Origin of the sequence: Flavobacterium ginsenosidimutans (genome assembly GCF_037478105.1) — a bacterium.
Lineage (GTDB): Bacteria > Bacteroidota > Bacteroidia > Flavobacteriales > Flavobacteriaceae > Flavobacterium > Flavobacterium ginsenosidimutans.
This window is the reverse complement of the sequence record NZ_CP147988.1, coordinates 3168185-3192161: the sequence shown is the minus strand read 5'-3', so window position 1 is coordinate 3192161 and position 23977 is coordinate 3168185. Positions and strand designations below refer to the sequence as shown.

Here is a 23977-nt window from a genome sequence, read left to right as displayed (position 1 = left end):
AACGATGAATTATTTAAAATATATAACAATAGTAATCCTGATTTTTTCATTGCAAAGCTGCAGTGATTTTCTGGAACAAGAACCTGGAACGCAAACCTCTATAGACGAACTTCTTCAAGATAAAGCTGGGGTTTTAACAGCTTTAAAAGGTCTTTACAAAGAAGTCGAAGCTAATGTGAGAGGAGAACGTTTTGCGGTATATGCAGATTTACAAGGCGGAAATATTAAGTTTACGCCAGCTTCTTCAGGAAATAGTAAAGGGCAAATTACTGCTGCACTCAATATTAAAGAAGTATATTCTTTTGAAGATGCAGCCGAATCCAGTAATTTTAAGTCTTTCTATGATGGCAGTTACGACATTATCAATCAGGCTAATTTAATATTAGAGTACACTCCTGCCCTAACCGATGCAACTGACATAGAGAAAAAACAAATAATGGCAGAAGCTTTGACCATTAGAGCATACACCCATTTTCTTTTATCTCAGGTTTACAGTCAGGATTATGGTTATACTCCAGATGCATCACATTTAGGCGTTGTATACAATACCGAATCTATAAAATCAGGACTTAAATATCCTAAAAGAGAAACATTGGCTGTTACTTATTCTTTAATTATAAATGATTTAAAAACGGCTATTGAGAGTTATTCAGATCAACCAGCAATGGAAGGTTCAGCTTTATCTTATTTTGGAAAAAATAGCACAAAAGCTTTACTAGCAAGAGTATATCTTTTTCAAAAAGACTGGACAAATGCTTATGCAATGGCAAATGATGTCATTACAAATTCAGGAGTTGCATTAGTAAATTCATCAGATTTAATAGCACAATGGGCTCAGCCGGATTTACCTATTTCTGAGGCTTTATTAGAATTTTCAATTCCTAAAGATTCAGAAGGAAACGTTTCTTCTTCAATGGCTTCTTACTTTGGATATAACGAAACTAGTTATGCGAATTACGTTGCATCTAACGATTTAATTGATCTTTACGAAAATAACGATTTAAGAAAACAGCTGTTTCTTAATGTTGATCTTTCGACTTTAGTCAACGGAGTATTAACGCCAGTTCAATACAGTTTTACTCGAAAATTTCAAGATAATGCAGGTTATGTCGCTTTCAGATTAAGTGAAATGTATTTAATACGTGCCGAAGCTGCTTTAGAAAACAATCAATCTGACGTTGCTATGGCCGATGTTAATATTATTCGTGCTCGCGCCAATGCAACTTTGCTGACTTCTACAGATAATTTAAAAGAAAAAATTCTTTTAGAAAGAAGAAAAGAACTTTGTTTTGAAGGACAATTATTCTTTGATCTTGCACGCAATCACAAAGGAGTTTCAAGAATTGACGGATGTATTTCGACCAATTGCACTATGTCTTATCCATCATTAAAATACGTGTTACCAATACCGACTTATAATATTAATCTTAATGCAAACTTACAACAAAATGAATCCTATTAAGATATTTCGCATATTAGCTCTAGCCTTGCTTTTGGCTTCTTGTTCCAAAGACGATTATAAATTAGGTTCTGAAATAGATCCCTATTTAAGATTTAATTTTCAAGTTAGCAGTAGCAATGTACCTTTGGAATACCCAACGGTTAACGGAAATTTAGTTCCTGTGGCGACTTACACAAACAGCTCTGTAAAAACATTGAAAGTTCCAGTAGCTTTAACAACACGCTCTTTAAAAAGTGCTGTTACTGCAAATTTTAGCGCTGTTTCATCAACTGACGATAGCGAAAGTTTTACGGTAAATCCAATCAATGAATTGGTTTTTCAAGGCAGTAAATTGACCGATACGATTTTTGTTTCTTTTGATAAAAGATGGAAAGAAAATCAAAGCATCAGTTTAAAATTAGAAACCGTTTCAGATCCTGAAATTCACATTGGAAGCCTTAATTCTGAATATCCAAACGATACTTTCAAAATTGATTTAGGAGCAATCACAACCAATTATACTTTTCCTGTAACACAGTATATTGTAAAAGGAGAAGCTGGAGAAACAATTGATTTTAAAGTGAATTTTCCAAACGGATTTTTCCCTTCAGAAATAGAAAATCTACAAATATTCAAGTTCTTAAACGGATTTAGTTATTCCCTGACTCACGATGATTTTGGAGATAACCGAAATTCAATTACGTATCATTTAACTCTTTTGGATGATATTCAGAATGATGATGTTTATTATGAATCTTCGCTTACTTTAATTAATGCCGGCGATTATACTGCAACTGGAAATACAATTCTACAGATTGTAAAACCAATAAAATCGACAAGAGATATCAATGCAAATCCAGCTTCTAATTTTTACGATTTGAGCAATCAGTATTATTTAACTTATGGCGAAACTTGGTTTGACAAAAGCGGTGTTTGTGCATGGCAAACCTACAATGCATTTACATATCCTGTTGTCGTAACAAAAGATAATCAAAATGCTATTTTATACAGTGATAAAGGCACTGCAAATCCAGATGACGATGTTTACCACGATGCATTCAAAATTGGATTTAATGTTGCAACTGGAACAAACACAACCAATTCATTCAATTTAAAAAGATGGTTTTCTAACGAAAGTACAACTGCAGCAAACTCGCCTGGATTTAATATCACGTCTGCACTAGAATTTTTCCCAGCAGACGGAAATAGCAAAACAGAAGGAAATGTATTGGTAATTCCGCAATATATTACCATTACAGGATCCAACAAAAATAGCTACAGCATTGCGATTTCGGGAGAAGGAACATACAAAGAAATAAGTACAGGTTTATTCGAAATTTCTTTTGAGTTGAAACTAACTAACGATGAACTGTTTGGAGGAACAGTTTCTACACAATATAGAATGTACAACAATAAAACGTATCCAAAACCAGCAGCATTAAGCATTGACTGTCCTAAAGAAGTTACGCTTTAATTTAATTGTTAATGGTTAATTATTAATGGTTAATGGGCTTTGTCAAAGTTTTAGACTTTGACAAAGCTTTTGGAGGCTAAAAACGTTTCAGGTTTCAAGTTTCGCAACAACTTGAAACCTGAAACTTGAAACATAAAACAAATCAAAAAAAAAACGAAAACAAAATTGAAAAAACTAATCTTCCCTATTCTTTTCCTTGTTGGCTTAACGGCTTACAAAGGCGTCGAAAATCCTGATTATATTGATATTCAAGAATTACGAAAATTGTATTCCAGCGGAGATTCTTCGAAATGGCCCGCAGCAGAATTACATGAAATCGTAGATAAATCTAAATTTAAGGATATTGGCGTTTTGCCTGCTGTTCCTTATCCTGCTTATAATCCATATTCTAAGGAAAAAGAAAGTTTGGGAAAGATTTTGTTTTTTGATCCAAGATTATCAAAAAGCGGTCAAATTGCTTGCGCTTCCTGCCATAATCCAGAATTGGGCTGGACAGATAACTTGACACGTTCTTTTGGTCACGATCGCCAAACTGGAAAGCGCAATTCGATGACGATTTTAAATTCGGCGTATGCCACATCTCTATTTTGGGACGGAAGAGCGAAAAGCTTGGAAGATCAAGCACAATTTCCCGTTCAAGATCCTTTGGAAATGAACGAAAAGCTGACAATTGCAGTTGATAGAATTGCTAAAATTAAAGGCTATAATTCTTTATTTACGGAGGCTTTTGGAGATAAAAAAGTGACTTTAGAAAGAATTCAATATGCAATTGCCACTTTCGAAAGATCGATCAATAGTCCGAAAAGTAAATTTGATCAGTTTGTAAGCGGAAAATCAGATATTTATACCGATCAGCAAGTAAAAGGAATGCATTTATTTAGAACCAAAGCACAATGCATCAACTGTCATAATACGCCTTATTTCAGCGACAATCAGTTTCATAATGACGGCCAGACTTTATTTGGAACAAAAAATGAAGATTTTGGGCGTTATAATGTTACGAAAGATGTAAAAGATATTGGCAAATTCAGAACACCGACACTTCGCGAAGTCGTAAATACTAGACCGTGGATGCATCACGGACATTTTCCAACTTTATTGGATGTTGTAGAATTATACAATTTAGGAAATCCGTCTCCAGTACAGAAAAAATATCTAGGAACAGCGAGAGATTCTCTAATTCCAAAAGCAGATCCGATGCTTAGAAAATTGGATTTAAACAAAGAAGAAATCACTGATTTATTGGCTTTTATTGAAACTTTGAGTACGCCAACAAGAAGAATTATAATTCCCGAAATGCCAAAATAAGTTAGTTGATGATTTGCTTTTTGCCCCACAATCTGCAAATTACAAAGCCCATTTCTTAATGAAATGGGCTTTTTTTTAGCTATCTCCTTTATATTTAACCATTTTCTTTTCTACTTAATTTTTAACAAGGCTAAGATATAAACATTCTATCTCCAAAGACAGCTTTTTTGCTCGACGAAATATTTATAAAATTTAATTTATCTGTAAAACCCCAGCGGGGTAAAATATTTATAGAATTACAATAAGAGACATAAAAAAAGCTCCAGAGGAGCGACATGTATTTAGATTGCAGAAAAAATATGTCGCTCCTCTGGAGCTTTATGTTGTAAACATTTATCCTTTGCTATAAATATTTCGCTTCTCCGAAGCTTACAAAAAAAGGACTCATTTGAAACAACCAGTTTTTATTTAAATGGAGAGATTACAAGATGAAAATTTTTCGATAATCTTGCTACAATGACAGTTTGTCTTTTTGTAACTTTAATAAAATATTTAAAGATGCGATTTAACTTCAACCAATAATTATTTACTATCCTTTCATTGACGCATAAAATAGCGCTGCATCCCTGATATCGGGGGCATTTTTTAAATTTGTCTGTCACCCAAAAGAAGCTTTTTCTTTTATAAAAAAATTACAGCCATGAGAATAGATCAGATACAAATTAAAACAAACGATATTCAAAAAACGAAAGCATTTTATCAGAACCTTTTTGGACTTTTTATTCTGGAAAATGACCAAAAATCAATAACATTTCAGGCTGGAAGTTCTATTTTAAAATTTATTGAAGATCCTGAATTTAATTCCATATATCATTTTGCTTTTAATATTCCCGAAAATCAGCTTGAAGAAGCCATTCAATGGTGTGACAACAAAGTTGATTTAATTGTTTTGGACGATAAAAGTGTAGTAACTAATTTCGAAAACTGGAATGCGCATTCTATTTATTTCTTCGATCACAATGGAAATTTACTTGAATTCATTGCTAGACATGATCTTAATAATGAACAGGTTGGCGAATTCAACTCTGCTTCCATTTTAAGCATAAGCGAAATCGGAATTGTTACGGAAAGTCCATTAAAATTAGGAAATCAATTAATAGAAGAACACGGATTGCATTTCTTTTCTCAAAATACAAATACAGAAAAATTTGCTGCAATTGGTGATCATGAAGGTTTATTGATTCTGGTGCAACCCAATCGAAATTGGTATCCAACTCAAATTCCTTCTGAAAGTAATCCCGTTAAAATATCCCTAGAAAACAATGAAAATTTAATTGAAATACATTTATAAATAATTTTATAACAAATAGATAAAAATATAATTTGTATTTTCATCACAGCAAAAAAATATTTATAATATAGTTTTTAAAGTGTATGAAAAGATACTTCTTCCTCACCTTATTATTTTGGAGCTTTTACGTTTCTAACGCGCAAACCAATCTCGCATACGAAAAATTAATCGCAGAAGCTTCTTTACTTCATCTTCAAAAAGATTATAAAAACGCTATTATAAAACTGGAAAAAGCTTTTTTGCTTAAAGAACCTGATGCGCTAAATGCTTATAAAGCTTCGGGAATGTATTCGTTAGCTCAAAATGAAGCAGAAGCTTTTAAATATTTAAATATAGCTCTAGATAAAGGATGGACTGAAGCAGAGCAACTTTCCATAGATCCGTATTTTGATTTTTTACGTGCTAAATATCCATATAAGTGGGAAACGATTAAACAAAAAGCACAATTGAAAGAGCAGGAATATGAAAAAAAATTAAAACTTCCAGAATTGCGTAAACAAATCAATGCAATGGGAATTGCAGATCAGAAAATTAGATATTGGAAAATACAAACTTCAGATCCTGTTCTATTGAATGAATTACAGCAGAAAATTAATGACTTAGATTTTAAAAATCTTTCGACAGCAAAAGAGATTCTGAAAACCAACGGTTGGCCAAAAATATCAGAAATAGGAATAGATGGTGCCCATAATTTCTGGCTAATTGTACAGCACGCAGATCAGGATATTTTATTCCAAAAAGCAGCTTTACATGAAATGGATAAATTAAAAGGGACGAAAGAATTGGATATGGAAAACTATGCTTTTTTGTATGACCGAGTGCAATGCAATCTCAATTATAAACAAGTTTACGGAACGCAGGTAAATTGGACACAAAATGGTGAAGCTTCAAGTTTTAGAGGTATAATTAAAGAAAATGAAGCTGATAAAAGAAGAAAAGAATTTGGACTTCTTCCTTTAAAAATTTATGCTTTAAATTATGGTTTTAAATACACAATTCCAACAGCTGAAGAAGCTTCAAAAAAAGATAAAGAAGATACTGAAAGTACATTAAAGCTAATAAACGAAGCTAAAAAGTATTACGAGACAAAAGAGTTTCAGAAAGTGTATGATAATTATAATAATGCGTCCATGATTTTGGGCGGAATGACAAGTGAGCAAAATTTTGAAGCTTCTGAACTGTTTGCAAAAATTTACAATCAAACTCATGACGAACAGTACAGAAGCATTTCTTTAGATTTTTTAAGTTTGAATTACCTAAGAGGAGATTTAGACAAAAAAGTACTCTTATCAAATAAAGAATTTGAAACGTTTTATTCTGAAAATAGATGGAAAGATATTGTTGATTCTTTATAAGGCTCACAATTAAAAGAGCCTAGATTTTATTTTTTATGTCCTTTAAATCAGTTTTTTTTATAGAAACATTGTAGACCTTTTCACGAATATTTTCTATAGTTTTTAAATACTCTTTTTCCTTGGTTTTCTTTAGATTAAAAATGTATTTATCTAATAAATCTAATGATTTTCTTCTATACTTTATTGAGCTTTCAAAACTATGATACTTGCTAACATCACAGTATAAATCTTTATTATAATTAATAATTATATCTTTAGTTATTTTGGGATTATCTTCTTCCAAATCTTTTAAACTACTAATTGTAGATTCAATTTTGAATCTAATCTCTCTTTCACATAAAAATTTTAAACATGAAACCAGATTTTCTTTTATAAAATATTCTTCTAAAGGTTTTGTAAACTCCTCATAACTAAACCATCCGCCGTGAGCACATGAAATAAGTTCTTTATATTTTTTTTCTGCTATCCATTTTTTTACAACTACATCTCTTATCTCATCATATCTTTTTAAATGCAATTCTTGTTCTTCTTTTGTCGTTGTTAAAGCATTATAATAAAATGACATATTGTTTTGTTTATAATACTTCTCAATTTCTTTGTTTAGTTTGGTATAACTCATTTCTCTTATCATTTTTTGTTGAAAAACATTTTAAGAATTTCTACAAATTTACTTATTCGCAATACCTTCAATACCTCATTAAATTTAAAAACATATCATAATAAGACATAATTTTATCCAGTTAAAACTTCATTCTCTGAATCCTCACGGCATTCAAAATCGCTAAAAGTGCCACTCCAACATCTGCAAAAACTGCTTCCCACATTGTTGCTAGTCCGCCCGCGCCGAGAATTAACACAAAAGCTTTTACAGCAAAAGCCAGTGTAATATTCTGCCAGACAATCTTTTTAGTTTGTTTCCCAATATTGATTGCCATTGCGATTTTACTTGGTTTATCATCTTGAATTACAATATCGGCAGTTTCAATTGAGGCGTCGCTTCCTAAACCCCCCATTGCAATTCCAACAGTACTTAAAGCGATTACAGGCGCATCGTTTACTCCATCGCCCACAAAAGCAACAGTTTCGTTTTTATCTTTAATTTTGTTGACTTTATTGACTTTATCTTCTGGCAACAAATCACCAAAGGCTTTTGCAATTCCGACCTTATGTGCCACAAATTGCACCACATTCGATTTATCTCCGCTCAGCATTGTTAGTTTTACTCCTAAAGATTTTAGTTTCGAAACGGTTTCTTTCGCATCTTCCTTAATTTCATCAGCAATGGTTAAATAGCCCGCAAATTTATTTTCGTATGCAATTGCAATCGTGGTATAAACGATTGAAGATGGATCAATATCATACGAAATAGAATATTTGTCTAACATTTTAAAATTTCCAACATACAATTCTTTTCCATTGTGAGTTGCTTTTAATCCATGTCCAGAAATTTCTTCAATATCTTTTAATTCAATCGAAGAATCAATTGGGCCAACATGATTATGGATAGCCGTTGCAACAGGATGCGAACTTTTATTTTCTAAAACATTGACCAGTTTTAAGATTTCATCTTTATTAAATTCGGGTTTTATAATGACTTCCTGGACTTTAAAAACACCTTCAGTCATAGTTCCTGTTTTGTCTACCACAACGTTTTGAATCTTTGAAATACTGTCGAGAAAATTACTTCCTTTAAACAGAATTCCGTTTTTACTTGCAGCGCCAATTCCACCAAAATATCCCAACGGAATACTGATAACCAATGCACAAGGACAAGAGATAACCAAAAATACTAAAGCGCGATACAGCCAATCAGTAAAAACATAATTATCTACAAAAAGCATTGGAAGCAAACAAATTGCAATTGCCAAATACACTACAATTGGCGTATAGATTTTAGCAAACTTTCTGATAAACAATTCCGCAGGTGCTTTTTTTGCCGTAGCATTTTGCACCAATTCTAAAATTTTAGACAATTTACTGTCGCTATAAGCTGTTGTAACTTTTACTTCGACAATGGTGTTTCCGTTTATCATTCCTGCTAAAACAGTATCTCCTTTCTTTTTAGTCGCTGGTTTGCTTTCGCCTGTCAAAGCAGCCGTATTTACGAAAGCAGAATCTGATAATAATTCGCCATCCAAGCCTAATTTTTCCCCTGCTTTTAGTTGAATAATCGCTCCAATTTGAACGTCTTTGGCTTTGACTTTTACTGCAATATTATTTTCTAAAACATGCACCTCATCTGGACGCTGATCCAGCAGACTTTTAATGCTCGTTTTTGCTCTTTTAACTGCCATTCCTTGGAAAGTTTCTCCAATGGTATAAAAAAGCATTACAGCAACACCCTCAGGATATTCACCAATTGCAAAAGCGCCGATTGTGGCAATACACATTAAGAAAAACTCTGAGAAAACATCTCCTTTTACAATGCTTTCGTAAGCTTCTCGTAAAACAGGAATTCCAACTGGAAGATAGGCAATTGCATACCAAACGATTCTAACATATCCTGTAAACCATTCTTGCGGAAAATAGTTGTCAAAACCAATTCCGATTAGCAGTAAAACAAAGGATATAATTGATGGCAAAAACAATTGAAAAAGACTGCCGTTTGCACTATGTTCATGATCATGACCTTCGTGATCGTGCCCATTATTTTCGGAATGCACAGGCTCGTCATGTGAACAGCAGCAGGAAGGTTTAACTTTATTTTTTGCGGTTTTTACTTCTTTATCTTGATGTATCATTTTTTGAGTTTCAGGTTTCAGGTTTCGTGTTTTAAATGCCTGAAATTTTTGTTTAAAATAATGTCCTAAATTTAAGCAATTTGTGGTAAAGTTTATTGCCACAAAGGCACTAAGGCACAAAGTTTTTTTTTTAAGTCTGATTGAGTTAATCTCGCAAAGACGCCAAGTCCAATTGAGTTGCCTCCAGCTTTAGCTGGAGGTTATTTGAATCTAGTTTGAAGGCTTTAGCCTAAAATCGTAAGTTTGGCTAAAGCCCATTACAATCTTATTAATCACCTCCAGCTAAAGCTGGAGGCAACTCAAATTGATCTCTTAAATCTGCTTAAAAATCTCCGCTAGAAACTCTACAAAGATTGAATTCTAGGAACGGAGCTACTTGTGGAGATTTCTCCTTCGTCGAAATGACAAATAATACGTTTATTCTCCATGTAAAAAACTTTGCGGCTCTGCAACTTTGCGAGCAAATTCTACTCCAACAAAAAAACTTAGTCCCTTAGTATCTTAGCAACTTAGCATCTTTAAAAAAAACTAGTGCGTATGCTCTCCTCCGCCCTTCATTGCAGAAAGCAGATAAAAAGCGCCTTTCGTTACAATCTTAGCATTGGAAGGAATATCATTCACAAACTTAACTTCTGTAAAACCTAAATCGGTTGTTCCTGGAATTACTTCTATCGCTTTAAAATGAATTTCTTCTTCATGAGCTTCTTCTTTTTCATCTGCTGCGTGTTCGTGTTTTTCTTCAGCATGATTTTCTTCTTGAATGAAAACATAGAATTTATCTGCATTTTTCACCACTGCATCTTTTGGCAAGGCTGGAACTGTAGCATTCGTAATATTAATGTTTGCCGAAACATACATTCCTGGAATCAAACCTTTTGCATCAGCGGGATCAATTTTAGCGTGGACGGCAACGGTTTTACTTTCGTTAGAAAAAGATTTATTGATTCCGAAAATCTTTCCTTTAATCGATTTATTCGACTGATTTGTTAATACGAAATCAATTACCTGACCAACCGAAATTGAACCTAAATCTTTTTCATACACATTCAAATCCAAATGCATCTGACTATTGTCAACGACTTCAAAAAGCGAAACTCCTGTATTCGCAAAAGCGCCTTTAGCAATATTGATTTTTCCAACATAGCCATTTATCGGAGAAACAATTGGCACGACTGATGTTGTTCCTTTTGTATTCACATGTAAAGCATCTAATTTGTTTTTTGCTGCCTGTGCGCGAGCCCTTTCAGCTGCTAATTTGGCTTTTACTTCCTGAAAAGTTTTTCTCGGATTCACATTTTCATCACTCAACGTTTTCTGGCGATTGTATTCTAATTGCAGATATTCCACATTCGCCACAGCCGACTGGTAATCTTCCTGCATTCCTATAACTTCCAGATTTTGAATTGTTGCCAAAACTTTTCCTTTGTTTACGAATGTTCCTTCCAAAACAAAAATATCTTTTATCGTTCCGCCAATCAAAGTCGAAACCTCAGCAGAATTTTGCGGTGGAACTGTTGTATAACCATTTGCTTTGATGACTTTATTAAGATTGCGGTCTTCGACAAATCCCGTTTCAATTCCAACTGTTTTGTATTGAGAAGCTGTTAAAGCTACTTCTGTACTTGATTTTTCTTCTTCCTGTGGTTCTTCAGCTTTCTTTTCATTGCAGGAATTTAACATTCCGCTATAAGCAATAAGCAGTAAGCTATAGGCAACCCATCTTTGCGAACTTTGCGAGAAAATCTTTGTGACCTTTGCGGTTAAATAATTCAATATATTTTTCATTTTAATTGTTTTTGATAGTTGGAAATTGAAGTTCGATAGCACTTTGATTATAACTGTGCGTTGCCTCAGCAAATTGTTTTTTAATATCAATTGCCTGATTTAAAAAGCTGATATAAGACCAATAACTCATATCGCCATTTGCATAGCTTTTCTGGGCAGTTTCAATAATTTGATTGGCATATAACAATCCTTCATTTTGGAAATACGCTAAGTTTTTCTGCTGTTTTTGAAAGTTATTTTGCAATTCTTCCCTTTGCAGATTCAGCATCATTTTGTTTTTGTCTAAAGCCAATTGCGACTGCGAAATACTGATTTCTGCCGCTTTTACTTTGGTTGTATTGACGCCTCCAAACAATGGAATCTGCAATCCTGCCGTAAAACCCTGAAACAAAGATTCTGTATTAATAGTTTGTGCAAAATATCCTAATCCAACTTTTGGCGTACGCAAAGCTTTAAAAGTTCCGGCTTCTTTTTGATAAACGGAAATCTGCTGTTGGTAAAAATCGGTCATCAAAGTCTCGGCTTTTGTGTTTTGCTGATTTTCGATAAAAGTGTATTGCAAAGCTGTATTTTGGTCAGGAACAATATTTTCATCTGTCTGAATAAAAAATTGCAATTGCTTCTGATAAATTGCCAAATCGTATTCTAACTGCTCTTTCTGCGTTTCAATTTCTTTTACTTTCGCTTTGGCGCTGATTACTTCGATATTCCCGCTTTCTCCTGTTTTAAAACGCAATTCGGCGTTCTTTAGAAACTTCGTATAAATATCATTTAATTCTGAATTAAGCTTCTGAATCGAAATTCCATACAAATATTGATAATACGCCAAAGTCACGGCTTTTTCCAATTCATAAGACGATAATGCTTTTCGTTTTTCAGCCAGTTTGGCGAGTTCTTCCTGTAATTGTCTATTGGCTTTTGTAACATTTCCCAGTGGAAAAAACTGCTGTACCGAAACATTATGATCAAAATCAACGCTGTTAAACTGTCCGCCCTGATACTGCACCTGCAATGGATCCGGCTGAAAAGCAGTTTTCTTTAAAATGTTTTGTCGTTCGATTTCTTTATCAGCAATTTTTAAATCGATGTTGTTTGATTTGGCCAGTTCTATTGCTTTTTCTAAAGAAATTTTAGTTTGTGCGTGCGATAAGATTGTGAAAAATAGAAACGCACTTAACCGCAAAGTTCGCAAAGGAATTTTCGCAAAGTTCGCGGAGATTTTTCTATAAGTATATTGTGTCTTTTTCATTTTAAAAATTTTCTTTGTGTTCTTTGCGTAAATCTTAGCGCTCTTTGCGGTTAAACCCACACTCCAATAATAAATACAAAATCGGTAAAACGATTAAGGTTAATAAAGTAGCTGAGATTAATCCGCCGATTACTACGGTTGCTAATGGTTTTTGGACTTCTGCCCCGCCGCTTGTGGATAATGCCATTGGCAAAAATCCTAATGAAGCTACGGCCGCAGTCATTAAAACAGGACGCAAACGCGTTTTGGTTCCGATAAGGATTCGTTGAAACGGATCTGTAATACCTTCTGATTTTAATTGATTGAAATACGAAATCAATACAATTCCGTTTAAAACAGCAATTCCGAATAAGGCGATAAAACCAATTCCAGCAGAAATACTAAACGGCATTCCTCTCAGCGAAAGCGCAAAAACTCCTCCGATAGCCGATAACGGAATTGCACTAAAAATCAGCAACGCTTGTTTGACACTTTTGAAAGTGAAATACAGCAAGACTAAAATTAGTCCCAAAGCAATTGGCAAAGCAACCGAAAGTCTTTGTGAGGCTTCGATTAAATTTTGAAATTGTCCGCCATAAGTTATGTAATAACCAGCAGGAAGTTTGAAGCTTTTATCCAGTTTCTCCTGAATTTCTTCGACTACACTTTGAATATCTCTTCCGCGGACATTTAATCCAACCGTAATTCTTCGTTTTCCGTCTTCGCGGATTACTTGCACAGGTCCTTGTTCGTACTCAACAGAAGCAACCTGAGAAAGCGGTACTTGCTGGCCATTTGGAAGCGGAATAAACAAATTGCTTACATCAGTAATATCGCCTCGATTGTTTTCGTCCATTCTCACCACAACATCAAATCTTTTGCTTTCGTCATAAATCTTTCCGGCAACTTCTCCAGCAAAAGAAGAACGGATGATTTGGTTGATATCTGAAATATTCAATCCGTAAAGGGCAATTTTATCGTAATCGTATTTGATAGTAATCTGAGGCAATCCAGTAACTTTATCAGCTTTTAAATCGCCGATTCCTTCAATTCCTTTTATTTTCGAAATCAATTCTGTTGCTTTAGCATCAAGAATCTCCAAATCATCACCAAAAATTTTAATAGCAATATCAGATCGGCTTCCTGTCATTAACTCGTTAAAACGCATCTGAATGGGTTGCGAAATCTCGATATTGGTTCCAGGAATAATTTCCATTTCTTTTTTCATGGCATTGGCAATTTCTTCCCAATTACGGTATTTGCCTTTCCATTCTTTTTTGTCTTTTAAAACAATAATCAAATCCCCGCTTTCAATCGGCATTGGGTCAGTCGGAATTTCTCCGCTTCCAATTTTGGTCACGATAGTCTTAATTTCGGGGAATTTGGCTTTCAGAATCTGTTCGTATTTAGTCGCTGTTTCAACCATCTGCGTAAGCGAACTTCCTGTCATAATAGTAGCATTGATCGCCAAATCGCCTTCTTCGATTGTCGGGATAAATTCTCCACCCATATTTTGAAAAACGATAAAGGCAAAAGCGAATAATCCAACCGCAACAGAAAGCACTACTTTTTTAAATTCTAAAGCTTTTTTCAATAATGGCGTATAACGGTTTTCTAACCAAGCAATCATGCGGTCGCTGAAATTCTCTTTGTGTTCTGTTTTTTTCGAAAGAAACAAAGCACTCATCATTGGAATATAAGTAAGCGAAAGAATAAATGCTCCAATAATCGCAAAACCAACTGTCATAGCCATCGGTTTAAACATTTTTCCTTCGGTTCCAATTAAAGCCAGAATGGGCAAATAAACGATTAAGATGATAATTTCTCCAAAAGCAGCACTGTTCCTAATTTTTGACGCCGAATTATAGACTTCTTCGTCCATTTCTTCCTGCGTTAATTCTTTTTTATTTTTGAATTTCTGGAGATGATGCATCGTAGCTTCGACAATAATCACGGCACCGTCGACTATAATTCCGAAATCTATGGCTCCGAGACTCATTAAATTTCCGCTTACGCCAAAGGCATTCATCAAAATCACAGCGAATAACATCGCTAACGGAATAACGGAAGCAACAATTAATCCTGCACGTAGGTTTCCTAAGAACAAAATCAAGACGAAAATCACGATTAAAGCTCCTTCTAATAAATTCTTAGCAACTGTTTTAATGGAATTATCCACAAGCTTTCCTCTATCAATAAAGGCTTCGGCAACAACTCCCTCGGGAAGACTTTTGTTAATCTGCGCCATTTTTTCGTGAACACGATTTACAACTGCACTCGAATTTTCTCCTTTTAGCATCAAAACTAATCCTGAAACGATTTCTCCTTTTCCGTCTTTTGTGGATGCTCCGTAACGTAACGCAATACCCTCACGAACCTGCGCTACATTTCGAACCAAAACTGGAGAACCATTTCGGTTTTTTACAACAACATTTTCGAGATCTTTTATCCCTTTTGCCATTCCGACACCACGGATGAAATATGTGTATTGATCTTTTTCAATATAAGCGCCTCCCGTGTTTTGATTGTTTTTTTCTAAAGCATCAAAAATTTCGGTAATTGTAACGCCCAAACTATTGAGCATGTTTGGGTTTACTGCAATTTCGAATTGTTTTAGTTTTCCGCCCCAAGAACTAACTTCGGCAACACCTTTAATTCCCTGCAATTGCGGAATAATAATCCAATCTTGAATGGTTCTTAGCTCAACTGCGCTGTATTTGTTTTCATACCCTTTTTTGGCATAAACATCATATTGGTAAATTTCTCCCAAGCCTGTAGAAATTGGCGCTAATTCTGGAGAATTTACATAATCTGGAATGTTTTCTTCGGCTTGTTTTAAGCGTTGAAATATTTGTTCTCGTGCCCAGTAAATATCTACGTCGTCTTCAAAAACAACGGTTACAACCGATAATCCGAAACGCGAAATACTGCGAAGTTCTATCACATGTGGAACTGTTTTTACAGCTCTTTCTAATGGATAAGTAATTAATTGTTCGACTTCTTGACTTGCCAATGTTGGCGCTGTGGTAATAATCTGAACCTGATTATTGGTTACATCTGGCAGGGCATCGAGCGGTAAATTTTTAAGCGAATAGCTTCCCCAAGCAATAAGCACAAGGGTAAATAATAGTATTACGAATTTGTTTCGTATACTAAATTGAATGATTTTATCTAACATTTGAATATATAATGACGTGAGAAATTAGACAATTAAATTGCCTGTAAACGTGTGGAAAGACCACAGCTCTCTCGCCCATTTTCAAAACATTGAAATGGGCATAATCATTATGCTATTTGAGGGGGTTGCCAAATACTTCCGTAGAAATCGGAAATAAAAACAGAATTATAACTAGGTAAAGAAATTGAAATTTGAGTAAAAGTCTTTGGAAACTCAAAACTTTCTGTAGAATGGTAGCTTAAAACCTGTGCACCGCAGCAGTTGCAGGCGCAAAACGGAGAACATAAATCATTGCTTTTATCATGTGAATGATTTTCTTCTGAAGCAAATTGTGCCGTTTTATGCATAGCGCTATTTATTTCCATATCAGCACATGGCATATTAGAAAGTGCCAGTAGGTAAACTGATAATATAATTGCTATCCATTTCACAGTTGTAAAAATACCACTTTTTTTTAAATTATTCAGAACTACATAATAATGCTGATTATAAAAGAGAAAGACACACTAATCATCTGAAAATTATTTTAATAGCTTTTTTTATTTTCTGCAAAAATTTTGTCGGAGGTAAGAAAATTTCGTTAACTTTAACAATAATTAACAATTTTTTAGTCCCAAATTTTAAGCCAAAAAAACTTTTTCTATAAGCCAAAAAAATAAACAGAGATTTCTTTAAGCACAAATTAGTACAATTTATTTTTCACAGTTTAATTAATTTTAAATACTCTAATCAATGAAATGTAAGACACTAATATCAGCCTCTTTATTATTTTTCAGCATCCAAATTTTCGGTCAAGTTTATACCGATAAAATCGTAGGAGAAAAAAATCAAACGTTAAAAGACAGTCTTAAAACAGAAGAATACCCGTATGCCCTTCCTATTTGGGGAGAAAAAGTAGCGCAGAAAGGATATAAACTTCCCTATTCTGCAGGAGTTTCAGTTAATTATTTCTGGCAAGAATCTGAAATTGTTATTAATGATTTAAATATTGGTTTTAATCATGGGCCTCAATATAACCTAGATGAAATTGTACGATTTGACAAATCAACAGTTGAAGCTGGTGCGCTCACTATCAGACCTGATATATGGCTGCTTCCCTTTTTAAATATTTATGGAATTTTCGGAAAAGCCAAAACGGCAACTAAAATTAATGCTGGTATTTGGGTTCCAGACGCAGATAACAATTGGTCTGAAGTTGCAAATTTTAGTACCAAAGCAAATTTTGACGCTACGACTTTTGGTCTTGGTATGACACCAACAATTGGTATTGGCGGAGGCTGGCTAGCTCTGGATATGAACATGGCTTGGACTGATATTAGTTCGCTGGATAAACCTGCTTTTTCATATGTTTTTGGTCCGAGATTAGGAAAAACATTTAAATTCAATAAACCAGACACAAATATAGCGGTTTGGGTTGGAGGTTTCAGAGTTCATATTTCTGGAGATACTAATGGAGATTTGCCTTTATCTGATTTTATTGATCTAAGCAGCGCTCAGGCTAAGGTAGACAGCGGTCTTCAAAAAATATCTGACAATCAGATAAAAGTAGATAATTGGTGGGATGGCTTAACACCTGCTGAACAAAAAAATCCAGTTAATATAGCCAAACATAATACTGCCGACAGAGCACTAGAAAGAGCAGGAACATTCCTCGCGACTCTGGACGGAGCATTGAGCACAGCCTCAGATTCATCTGTTCAATATTCCCTTCAAAAAAGACCAAAGGATATGTGGAACTTTATCATTGGGTCGCAATATCAATTCAGTAAACATGTAATGTTTCGTGCAGAATGTGGTTTCTTAGGCACTCGTACACAAGTATTAGGCAGTCTTCAGTACCGTTTTGGACTTTAATTTAGAAATCGTATGAAAAAAGGTTTTCTAATCCTTATCTCTTTCTTTTGTATTACCTCTGCACAATCCCAAGTCTTGATTTCCTTAATATTTGGAGACAAACTCAATTCGGAGTTTTTAGAATTTGGTCTAGAAGGCGGTGTTAATTTTTCGACCATTTCAAATATGGGATCTTCTGCCACAAATCCTGGATTCAATCTTGGGTTTTATTTCGACATTAGATCTAAGAAAAATCCAGCCTGGATGATCAATACTGGTGTTATTGTAAAATCGCCAATGGGGGCTCAGGATATTCCTGTTTATTCTCTAAACGATGAAAATTTGGATAATACTTTTGCGGGCGGAAGTGTAAATCGTGAAATTCGTTATTTTAATGTTCCTATATTGATTAAATACCAATTCAAAAATAATATTTATCTCAAAACAGGACCTCAATTTGGTCTTCTTGCTAAGGCTTTTGATGAGTTTAAAAACGAAATCAATAAAGATGATGTTATTTACAAAAAAAATATTCGAGATCAGATTCACGTAATTGATGCCGGACTTGCATTTGGAGCCGGATATCATCTAAATGTTGGAAATGGCTTAAATTTTACGGTTCAATATTACTACGGATTAGTAACTGTCATGAAAGGCGATGGTCCAAATAACCAATACAACAGATCTTGGTACATTACTGCGGGGATTCCTATTGGTAAAGGAAAAGCAGCGCAAAAAAGAGCCGAAAAAGAAGCTGAATTGAATAAAGTGGTTCTTCCAGAAGATGAGAAATAATAGTTTTTTTTGCAAAAAATATATTTTGCTCCGCTGGAGCTTTTGATTGTGCGTATAATTATTTGCTATAAATATTTCGTCCCTCCGGGACTGATTCTCAATTATTTTACAAAAAGCTTCGGAGAAGCTAAATATTTATAGCATAATTTATCGACATCTAAATAGCCCCAGAGGGGCGACATTCCATATCAACAAACCGCTTATTCCTGATTTATTTCTTTTATAAATTCAAGAATCTCCTCTGTTTTTAAAACAAAATCAGGAGTTGTGTGCAGAATAGCATTATTAGGCATATAGGGCATATCTGCAGAAAGCGGGTTCTGTACCACACTTATTCCGCCAGCTGCTTGAATCGCCTTTAATCCAACTGTTCCGTCCGAATTGGAACCAGAAAGCAGAATTCCGATCAAATGATTTGTATATATTTCAGCAGCAGACTCAAATGAGACGTCAATACTGGGTCTGCTATAATTTATTTTTTCTGAGGTGTCTAAAGATAAAGTTTCATTTTTTTCAAACAATAAATGATAATTGGAAGGCGCAATGTAAATGAATCCAGCTTCGAGTTTTACTTTATCTTCTACTTCTTTTACTTTTAATTTCGCTTTTAAAGCAATCAAATCTTCTAAGGTTTGTTCGTCTGTGTTTTTTCTGTGAACGACAATTACAATAGCAAAAGAAATTGTTTTTTCTACAAATGGCAAAATCTGTAATAATGCCTGCAAACTTCCTGCAGAACCTCCAATTATAACTACTTTACAATCTTTTATTCTTTTATTTTCCTCCATATTTTCTCTTTAGCAAATTGTTTGTATTTGGTTTGAGATATAGAATACTTTATAGTTTCTTTTGTTCCGAGAGCTAAAAATCCTAGAACAGCCAAGCTATCATCAAATAAATTAATCACTCTTTTTTGCAAATTATTATCAAAATAAATTAAAACGTTTCGGCATAAAATCAGGTCAAACTCATTGAAAGAAGTATCTGAAACCAGATTATGCTGTGAGAAAACCATTTTCTCTGAAAGATTGTCATTAAACTTTGCAAAACCATAATTCGCAATATAATAATCTGAAAAATCTTGCTGTCCGCCCGAATCGCGATAATTATCTGCGTAATCTTTTATCATTCGCAACGGAAAAATACCGCTTTTTGCTGTTTCTAAAACCGATGCATTTATATCAGTTGCATATAATATTGATTTATGAAGCAAACCCGCTTCTTTGAGCATAATTGCCATAGAATATACCTCTTCTCCAGTAGAACATCCTGCGTGCCAAATTCTTATAAAAGGTTTTGTTCCTAATAGCGGAAGGATTTCTTTTCGTAGCGTAAGATAAAAAGAGGGATCACGAAACATCTCGGTTACATTTACTGTAATTTCGTCAATCATTCTCTTGCAATATTCTGGATCTGTGCGGACTTTAGACAAAAAATCATGAAAATGCTTAAATCCATCTAAATAAAAAACCCTGCTTACGCGTCTTTTAAGTGAAGCTCTGGAATAACTTCCAAAATCAAAACCATAATATTCGTAAACATCATTTATAAGAGTTTCTAATTCAATATCTTCAATCATAATTCATTTAAATTTCTTCCAGAATCTGAAGTAATTTGTCCACATCTACTGGTTTTGAGATGTAGGCATCTGCTCCAGCTTCTAAACATTTTTCTTTATCTCCCGCCATCGCCTGCGCAGTCACAGCAACCACCAAAGTAGATTGTTGCGACGGAATCTCTTTTATAAGCGGAATCGCCTCATAACCATCCATTTCAGGCATCATCATATCTATTAAAACGGCATCGATTGATGCGTCTTCTTTCAATATTCCTAAGGCTTCTTCGGCACTTAAACAAGATACACAATCGTACGATTTTGCTTTTAATGTATTAACTAAAGCAAAAATATTTCTGGAATCATCATCTACAATCAAAACGCGTTTCTTTCCCATTTACAGCAATTTAAAAGGTTAGATTTTATCATAAAGCCAAACTCGCAGTAACGATAACAGCTGGTCAACATCGACAGGTTTTGTGATATAGTCTGAAGCCCCTGCTTTAATACATTTTTCTCGATCTCCAGTCATGGCTTTTGCTGTGACAGCTATTACAGCTAAGTTAAGAAATTTAGGGTTACTTCTTATCTTTTCTGCCGTTTCGTAACCATCCATATTTGGCATCATCATATCTAATAATACAACATCTGTGTCTGGATTTTCATCTAAAATCTTAATCGCTTCTTTTCCGTCAAAAGCTGTAATCACAGTCATTCTAAAGGCTTCTAAAGCTTTAGAAAGCGAATAAATATTACGAACATCATCATCTACAATTAGTACTTTTTTCTCAAACAAAATATTGTTTAACGAATTCAGTTTCTTATGGGTTTCTTTTTTATTGTCTCCATTCTTCTTTTCTTCAACTAAATGAAGGAAAAGCGAAACCTCATCGAGCATTCTTTGGTAAGAATGTGCCGTTTTTACAATAATAGAATCAGCATATTTTCTAATTTTTAATTCTTCTTTTATAGACAAACTTTTTCCTGTAAAGACAATAACTGGCAGATTTTCTAATCCTGGACTTTTTTTCACGCCGTCCAGAATTTCATATGCCTGTTTGTCTGGAATTCCCATATCTAGAATCACACAGTCTACTTCTTCTTTACCTAAAGCTGATAAACCTGCCGAAACCTCACTTTTAATCTCAGAATTGATATTGTACGATTCTAAGAAATAAGCAAGCGCCTTAGCGTGTTTCGGGTTATCTTCGATAATTAAAACCTTTTGCGATTCTTTATTGATAATATGCTCAATTCTTGTAAAAACTTCTGGAATTTTGTCGAAAGCAACTGGTTTGTCTAAGAAATCTACTGCTCCTTTCAGCAAACTTTCTTGTTTTAATTTGTGCGAAGACATGATATGAACCGAAATATGTTTGGTTTGAGAATTATTTTTTAATTCCTCCAAAACTTCCCAGCCACTTTTAATAGGAAGTTCGATATCCAATAAAATTCCGATTGGTTTATAGATCAAAGCAAAATTTAAAGCATAATCTCCTCTCACCGCAACTATTCCTTTGTATCCTTTTTTCTGCGTAAAAGCCAATAATGATTTAGCAAAACTAATATCGTCTTCAACAATCAAGATCACTTTATCACCTTCAACGATTGAATCTCTATCATCTTCAATTTCTGCAGGAATAACATCGCTGATGTATCTTGGTCTTGCATCTGTTTTTTCTGTTTCTTCTTCAACAGTTTCTTCTTCATCAATTCTATTAACTGAAATTTTATTCAAAGCGATTCCTAGAACTGGAAGGCATAAAGTAAAACTACTTCCTTCATTTACTTTACTATGCAAAATGATTTCTCCTCTAAGTAATTTTGCCAATTCACGACTGATCGACAATCCTAACCCAGTTCCTCCATATTTACGTTTCGTCGAACCGTCTGCTTGCTGGAAAGCTTCAAAAATTAATGGCTGTTTTGCCAAAGGAATTCCAATTCCGGTATCTTTTACAATAAAACAGATCTCTTTATCATCGTCATCATTTATTTTAATTTCAAGGCTTACCGTTCCTTTTTCAGTAAATTTAATGGCATTCGAAATCAGATTTTTTAAGATTTGCTCCAAACGCATTTTATCAGTTTTGATTACGATTGGTGCTTCTTTAGTGATAATTTCAAATTTAATGTTCTTTTCTTTCGCAACAATATGGAATAAATTGTACATATTATCGGTGATTTCTTTTGTAGAAACATCCAAGAATTCCAACTCCATTTTTCCTGCTTCAATCTTAGATAAATCAAGGATTTCATCAATTAATCCTAACAAACTGTTTCCAGAACTTTGAATTACTTTTGCAAATTCAATTTCTTCATTATTCATCGTTTGATTATTGTTTTCAGACAATAAACGGCTTAATAATAAAATGGAATTCAGCGGAGTTCTTAATTCGTGAGACATATTAGCCAAAAACTCTGATTTATAGCGAGTACTCAGCTCTAAAGCTTCCGATTTCTTCTGAATTTCTGTGTTTTTTTCTTCCAATAAAACACTTCTTTCCGATAATTCTTCATTGGTTTGTTCCAATTCTTCCTGCTGTACGCGAAGTTCTTCTTCCGAAGCTTGGAGTTTTTCGGTTTGTGCTTCTAATTCTGCATTTATTGCTTCTAATTCGCTATGCTGAATTTGTAATTCTTCCGACTGAGATTTTGTTTCTTCCAATAATTCTAAAACTCTTTTACGGTTTTGAGTCGCTTTTAAAGCAATTCCGATATTATTAGCAACGATGTTCAAAAATTCCAACTGAAGCATTGAGAAACCATAAATACTGGCTAATTCTACCGCACCTTCTACTTTATAATCCATCAGCGGAAGCGCCACAATATGTGTTGGTTTAATTTCGCCTAAAGCATAATTGATCTGAATATCATCTGGCGAAAGTGTTTTCAGTTCCAGCATTTTACCCGAAACAATTGCTTGACCTATTAAGCCTTCCCCTTTTTTAATTCTTTCTCTATTTTTACTTGGAATATAGCTGTAACCTCCAGAAATTGTCATTTCTTCTCCATCTAAAACATACAAAACTCCAGCGCTACTGTTGGTGTATTGGCACAAAAATTCAATCACATCTTTAGATAATTTCTGAATGGTTTTCTCACCCAGCATTTTATCATTTAGAGTTGCAACTCCTGACTGCAACCATTCTTTTTGAGATAATAATTCGAAAGAACTTTTTAAAGAATCTTTCATTTCATGAATAGATGCTCCAAGATCTCCCAAAGTATCTGCTTTTCTATCATCGATCTGAACATCATAATTTCCTTTAGCAATTTGGGTCGCAATTCCGCTAATTACTATCAATCTTTCGGCAATTTCTTTATCTTTTTTCTCTAATTCCTTCTGTAATAAAGACCTTTCATTGTAATCTTTTAGAACTCTCATCATAAAAACAATAGAAATAAGGGCTGCTATAAAGAAAGCAATAACAATTAAAGCCAAACTATAATTGCCATAACGCTCTGAATTTGAGTTGCGCTCTTCTAAAAGTTTTTGCTCCGTATTTTCAACTTTTTTGATGATCGCCCGAATCTCGTTCATCATATTTCTTCCCTCATTCAAATCGAAAATTAGGGTTTGCTTGCTCAAGCGTTTTTTTACAATTTGATTGTTTAGATATTTGAAGAAACCAGAACGTTTGTCAGCAAGTTCTTCCAGTAATTTTTTCTGTGAAGGATTATCAGCTGTTAATCCTTCCAATTTTTCAAAATAAGCATTTGCTTTGTTTTCAGAATCATTAAATCGATCTACAAACTGTTCGTCTCCTGTAAGCAAATATCCTCTCATGCTTGTTTGGGCTTCAGTAATAATCGATGAACCTTCGTTTAGGTTATAGATTACGTCCTGAGTGTGATTTACCCAAAAGTTACTGTTTAAAAGACTTTTGATACTTATAAACGAAGCAACCGAACTTATTGTAAGTACAAACAATGAAACTAGCGAACCAATTAATAAATTCCTTTTAAAATTGCCATTCATATATTTCTAAG

Annotated in this window: 17 protein-coding genes; 7 read left to right on the top strand and 10 right to left on the bottom strand. The window is 34.0% G+C overall.

What is annotated here, in order from left to right:
- The first annotated feature begins 4 nt into the window (after nt 1-4).
- From V6624_RS14035 to V6624_RS14015, 5 genes are all read left to right on the top strand, one after another.
- Nucleotides 5-1462, top strand: coding sequence for a RagB/SusD family nutrient uptake outer membrane protein (locus tag V6624_RS14035; RefSeq protein WP_338839009.1), 1458 nt, complete (start codon nt 5-7; stop codon nt 1460-1462).
- Nucleotides 1449-2915 carry a hypothetical protein gene (locus V6624_RS14030; protein ID WP_338839007.1) on the top strand — a complete coding sequence of 489 codons (1467 nt, stop codon included), beginning with the start codon at nt 1449-1451 and terminating at the stop codon, nt 2913-2915. The genes V6624_RS14035 and V6624_RS14030 overlap by 14 nt, the downstream gene beginning before the upstream one ends.
- Nucleotides 2916-3080: 165 nt before the next feature.
- The gene (locus tag V6624_RS14025) at nt 3081-4223 is read left to right on the top strand and encodes a cytochrome-c peroxidase (protein WP_338839005.1); all 1143 of its coding nucleotides are present in this window, start codon (nt 3081-3083) and stop codon (nt 4221-4223) included.
- Nucleotides 4224-4863: 640 nt separating this feature from the next.
- Complete coding sequence (locus V6624_RS14020) at nt 4864-5514, top strand: VOC family protein (protein ID WP_338839004.1); 651 nt, start codon at nt 4864-4866, stop codon at nt 5512-5514.
- An 83-nt stretch (nt 5515-5597) separates the two neighbouring features.
- Nucleotides 5598-6869, top strand: coding sequence for a DUF6624 domain-containing protein (locus tag V6624_RS14015; protein ID WP_338839003.1), 1272 nt, complete (start codon nt 5598-5600; stop codon nt 6867-6869).
- A gap of 19 nt (nt 6870-6888) precedes the next feature.
- On the opposite strand, the gene V6624_RS14010 is transcribed toward V6624_RS14015, so the two are convergent.
- From V6624_RS14010 to V6624_RS13990, 6 genes are all read right to left on the bottom strand, one after another.
- Nucleotides 6889-7500: a hypothetical protein gene (locus tag V6624_RS14010; RefSeq protein ID WP_338839001.1), complete on the bottom strand. Its 612-nt coding sequence runs from the start codon at nt 7498-7500 to the stop codon at nt 6889-6891.
- A 109-nt stretch (nt 7501-7609) separates the two neighbouring features.
- Entirely contained in the window at nt 7610-9610 is a 2001-nt protein-coding gene (locus tag V6624_RS14005; RefSeq protein ID WP_111291183.1) for a heavy metal translocating P-type ATPase, read from the bottom strand.
- 528 nt (nt 9611-10138) lie between these two features.
- On the bottom strand, nt 10139-11395 hold the full coding sequence (locus tag V6624_RS14000) for an efflux RND transporter periplasmic adaptor subunit (RefSeq protein ID WP_111290410.1): 1257 nt from the start codon (nt 11393-11395) through the stop codon (nt 10139-10141).
- A gap of 1 nt (nt 11396) precedes the next feature.
- Entirely contained in the window at nt 11397-12644 is a 1248-nt protein-coding gene (locus V6624_RS23730) for a TolC family protein (RefSeq protein ID WP_111290408.1), read from the bottom strand.
- Nucleotides 12645-12678: 34 nt separating this feature from the next.
- The gene (locus V6624_RS13995; RefSeq protein WP_111290406.1) at nt 12679-15801 is read right to left on the bottom strand and encodes an efflux RND transporter permease subunit; all 3123 of its coding nucleotides are present in this window, start codon (nt 15799-15801) and stop codon (nt 12679-12681) included.
- 107 nt (nt 15802-15908) lie between these two features.
- Nucleotides 15909-16232 carry a DUF6660 family protein gene (locus V6624_RS13990; protein WP_239455759.1) on the bottom strand — a complete coding sequence of 108 codons (324 nt, stop codon included), beginning with the start codon at nt 16230-16232 and terminating at the stop codon, nt 15909-15911.
- 301 nt (nt 16233-16533) lie between these two features.
- On the opposite strand from V6624_RS13990, the gene V6624_RS13985 reads away from it, so the two are divergent.
- On the top strand, nt 16534-17655 hold the full coding sequence (locus tag V6624_RS13985; RefSeq protein WP_111290402.1) for a hypothetical protein: 1122 nt from the start codon (nt 16534-16536) through the stop codon (nt 17653-17655).
- 12 nt (nt 17656-17667) lie between these two features.
- On the top strand, nt 17668-18429 hold the full coding sequence (locus V6624_RS13980; RefSeq protein WP_111290400.1) for a porin family protein: 762 nt from the start codon (nt 17668-17670) through the stop codon (nt 18427-18429).
- A 200-nt stretch (nt 18430-18629) separates the two neighbouring features.
- On the opposite strand, the gene V6624_RS13975 is transcribed toward V6624_RS13980, so the two are convergent.
- The 4 genes from V6624_RS13975 to V6624_RS13960 are packed head-to-tail and all read right to left on the bottom strand — an operon-like array spanning nt 18630 to nt 23966.
- On the bottom strand, nt 18630-19217 hold the full coding sequence (locus V6624_RS13975; RefSeq protein WP_111290398.1) for a chemotaxis protein CheB: 588 nt from the start codon (nt 19215-19217) through the stop codon (nt 18630-18632).
- Nucleotides 19196-20008, bottom strand: coding sequence for a CheR family methyltransferase (locus V6624_RS13970; RefSeq protein ID WP_111290396.1), 813 nt, complete (start codon nt 20006-20008; stop codon nt 19196-19198). Before V6624_RS13970 ends, V6624_RS13975 begins: the two co-directional genes overlap by 22 nt.
- Nucleotides 20009-20015: 7 nt before the next feature.
- Nucleotides 20016-20381, bottom strand: a complete 366-nt coding sequence (locus V6624_RS13965; RefSeq protein ID WP_111290394.1) for a response regulator — start codon at nt 20379-20381, stop codon at nt 20016-20018.
- Between the two features lie 18 nt (nt 20382-20399).
- Nucleotides 20400-23966 (bottom strand): response regulator, encoded by a 3567-nt coding sequence (locus tag V6624_RS13960; protein ID WP_111290392.1) that lies wholly within the window; start codon nt 23964-23966, stop codon nt 20400-20402.
- Nucleotides 23967-23977: the final 11 nt, after the last annotated feature.

Bases quoted from the DNA above. Each gene is read 5' to 3' on its own strand.
- V6624_RS14015 (WP_338839003.1), top strand. From the start codon at position 5,598: ATGAAAAGATACTTCTTCCTCACCTTATTATTTTGGAGCTTTTACGTT.
- V6624_RS14000 (WP_111290410.1), bottom strand. From the start codon at position 11,395: ATGAAAAATATATTGAATTATTTAACCGCAAAGGTCACAAAGATTTTC.
- V6624_RS14020 (WP_338839004.1), top strand. From the start codon at position 4,864: ATGAGAATAGATCAGATACAAATTAAAACAAACGATATTCAAAAAACG.
- V6624_RS14010 (WP_338839001.1), bottom strand. From the start codon at position 7,500: ATGATAAGAGAAATGAGTTATACCAAACTAAACAAAGAAATTGAGAAG.
- V6624_RS14005 (WP_111291183.1), bottom strand. From the start codon at position 9,610: ATGATACATCAAGATAAAGAAGTAAAAACCGCAAAAAATAAAGTTAAA.
- V6624_RS13985 (WP_111290402.1), top strand. From the start codon at position 16,534: ATGAAATGTAAGACACTAATATCAGCCTCTTTATTATTTTTCAGCATC.
- V6624_RS14030 (WP_338839007.1), top strand. From the start codon at position 1,449: ATGAATCCTATTAAGATATTTCGCATATTAGCTCTAGCCTTGCTTTTG.
- V6624_RS13980 (WP_111290400.1), top strand. From the start codon at position 17,668: ATGAAAAAAGGTTTTCTAATCCTTATCTCTTTCTTTTGTATTACCTCT.
- V6624_RS14035 (WP_338839009.1), top strand. From the start codon at position 5: ATGAATTATTTAAAATATATAACAATAGTAATCCTGATTTTTTCATTG.
- V6624_RS13965 (WP_111290394.1), bottom strand. From the start codon at position 20,381: ATGGGAAAGAAACGCGTTTTGATTGTAGATGATGATTCCAGAAATATT.
- V6624_RS13995 (WP_111290406.1), bottom strand. From the start codon at position 15,801: ATGTTAGATAAAATCATTCAATTTAGTATACGAAACAAATTCGTAATA.
- V6624_RS23730 (WP_111290408.1), bottom strand. From the start codon at position 12,644: ATGAAAAAGACACAATATACTTATAGAAAAATCTCCGCGAACTTTGCG.
- V6624_RS13975 (WP_111290398.1), bottom strand. From the start codon at position 19,217: ATGGAGGAAAATAAAAGAATAAAAGATTGTAAAGTAGTTATAATTGGA.
- V6624_RS13970 (WP_111290396.1), bottom strand. From the start codon at position 20,008: ATGATTGAAGATATTGAATTAGAAACTCTTATAAATGATGTTTACGAA.
- V6624_RS13960 (WP_111290392.1), bottom strand. From the start codon at position 23,966: ATGAATGGCAATTTTAAAAGGAATTTATTAATTGGTTCGCTAGTTTCA.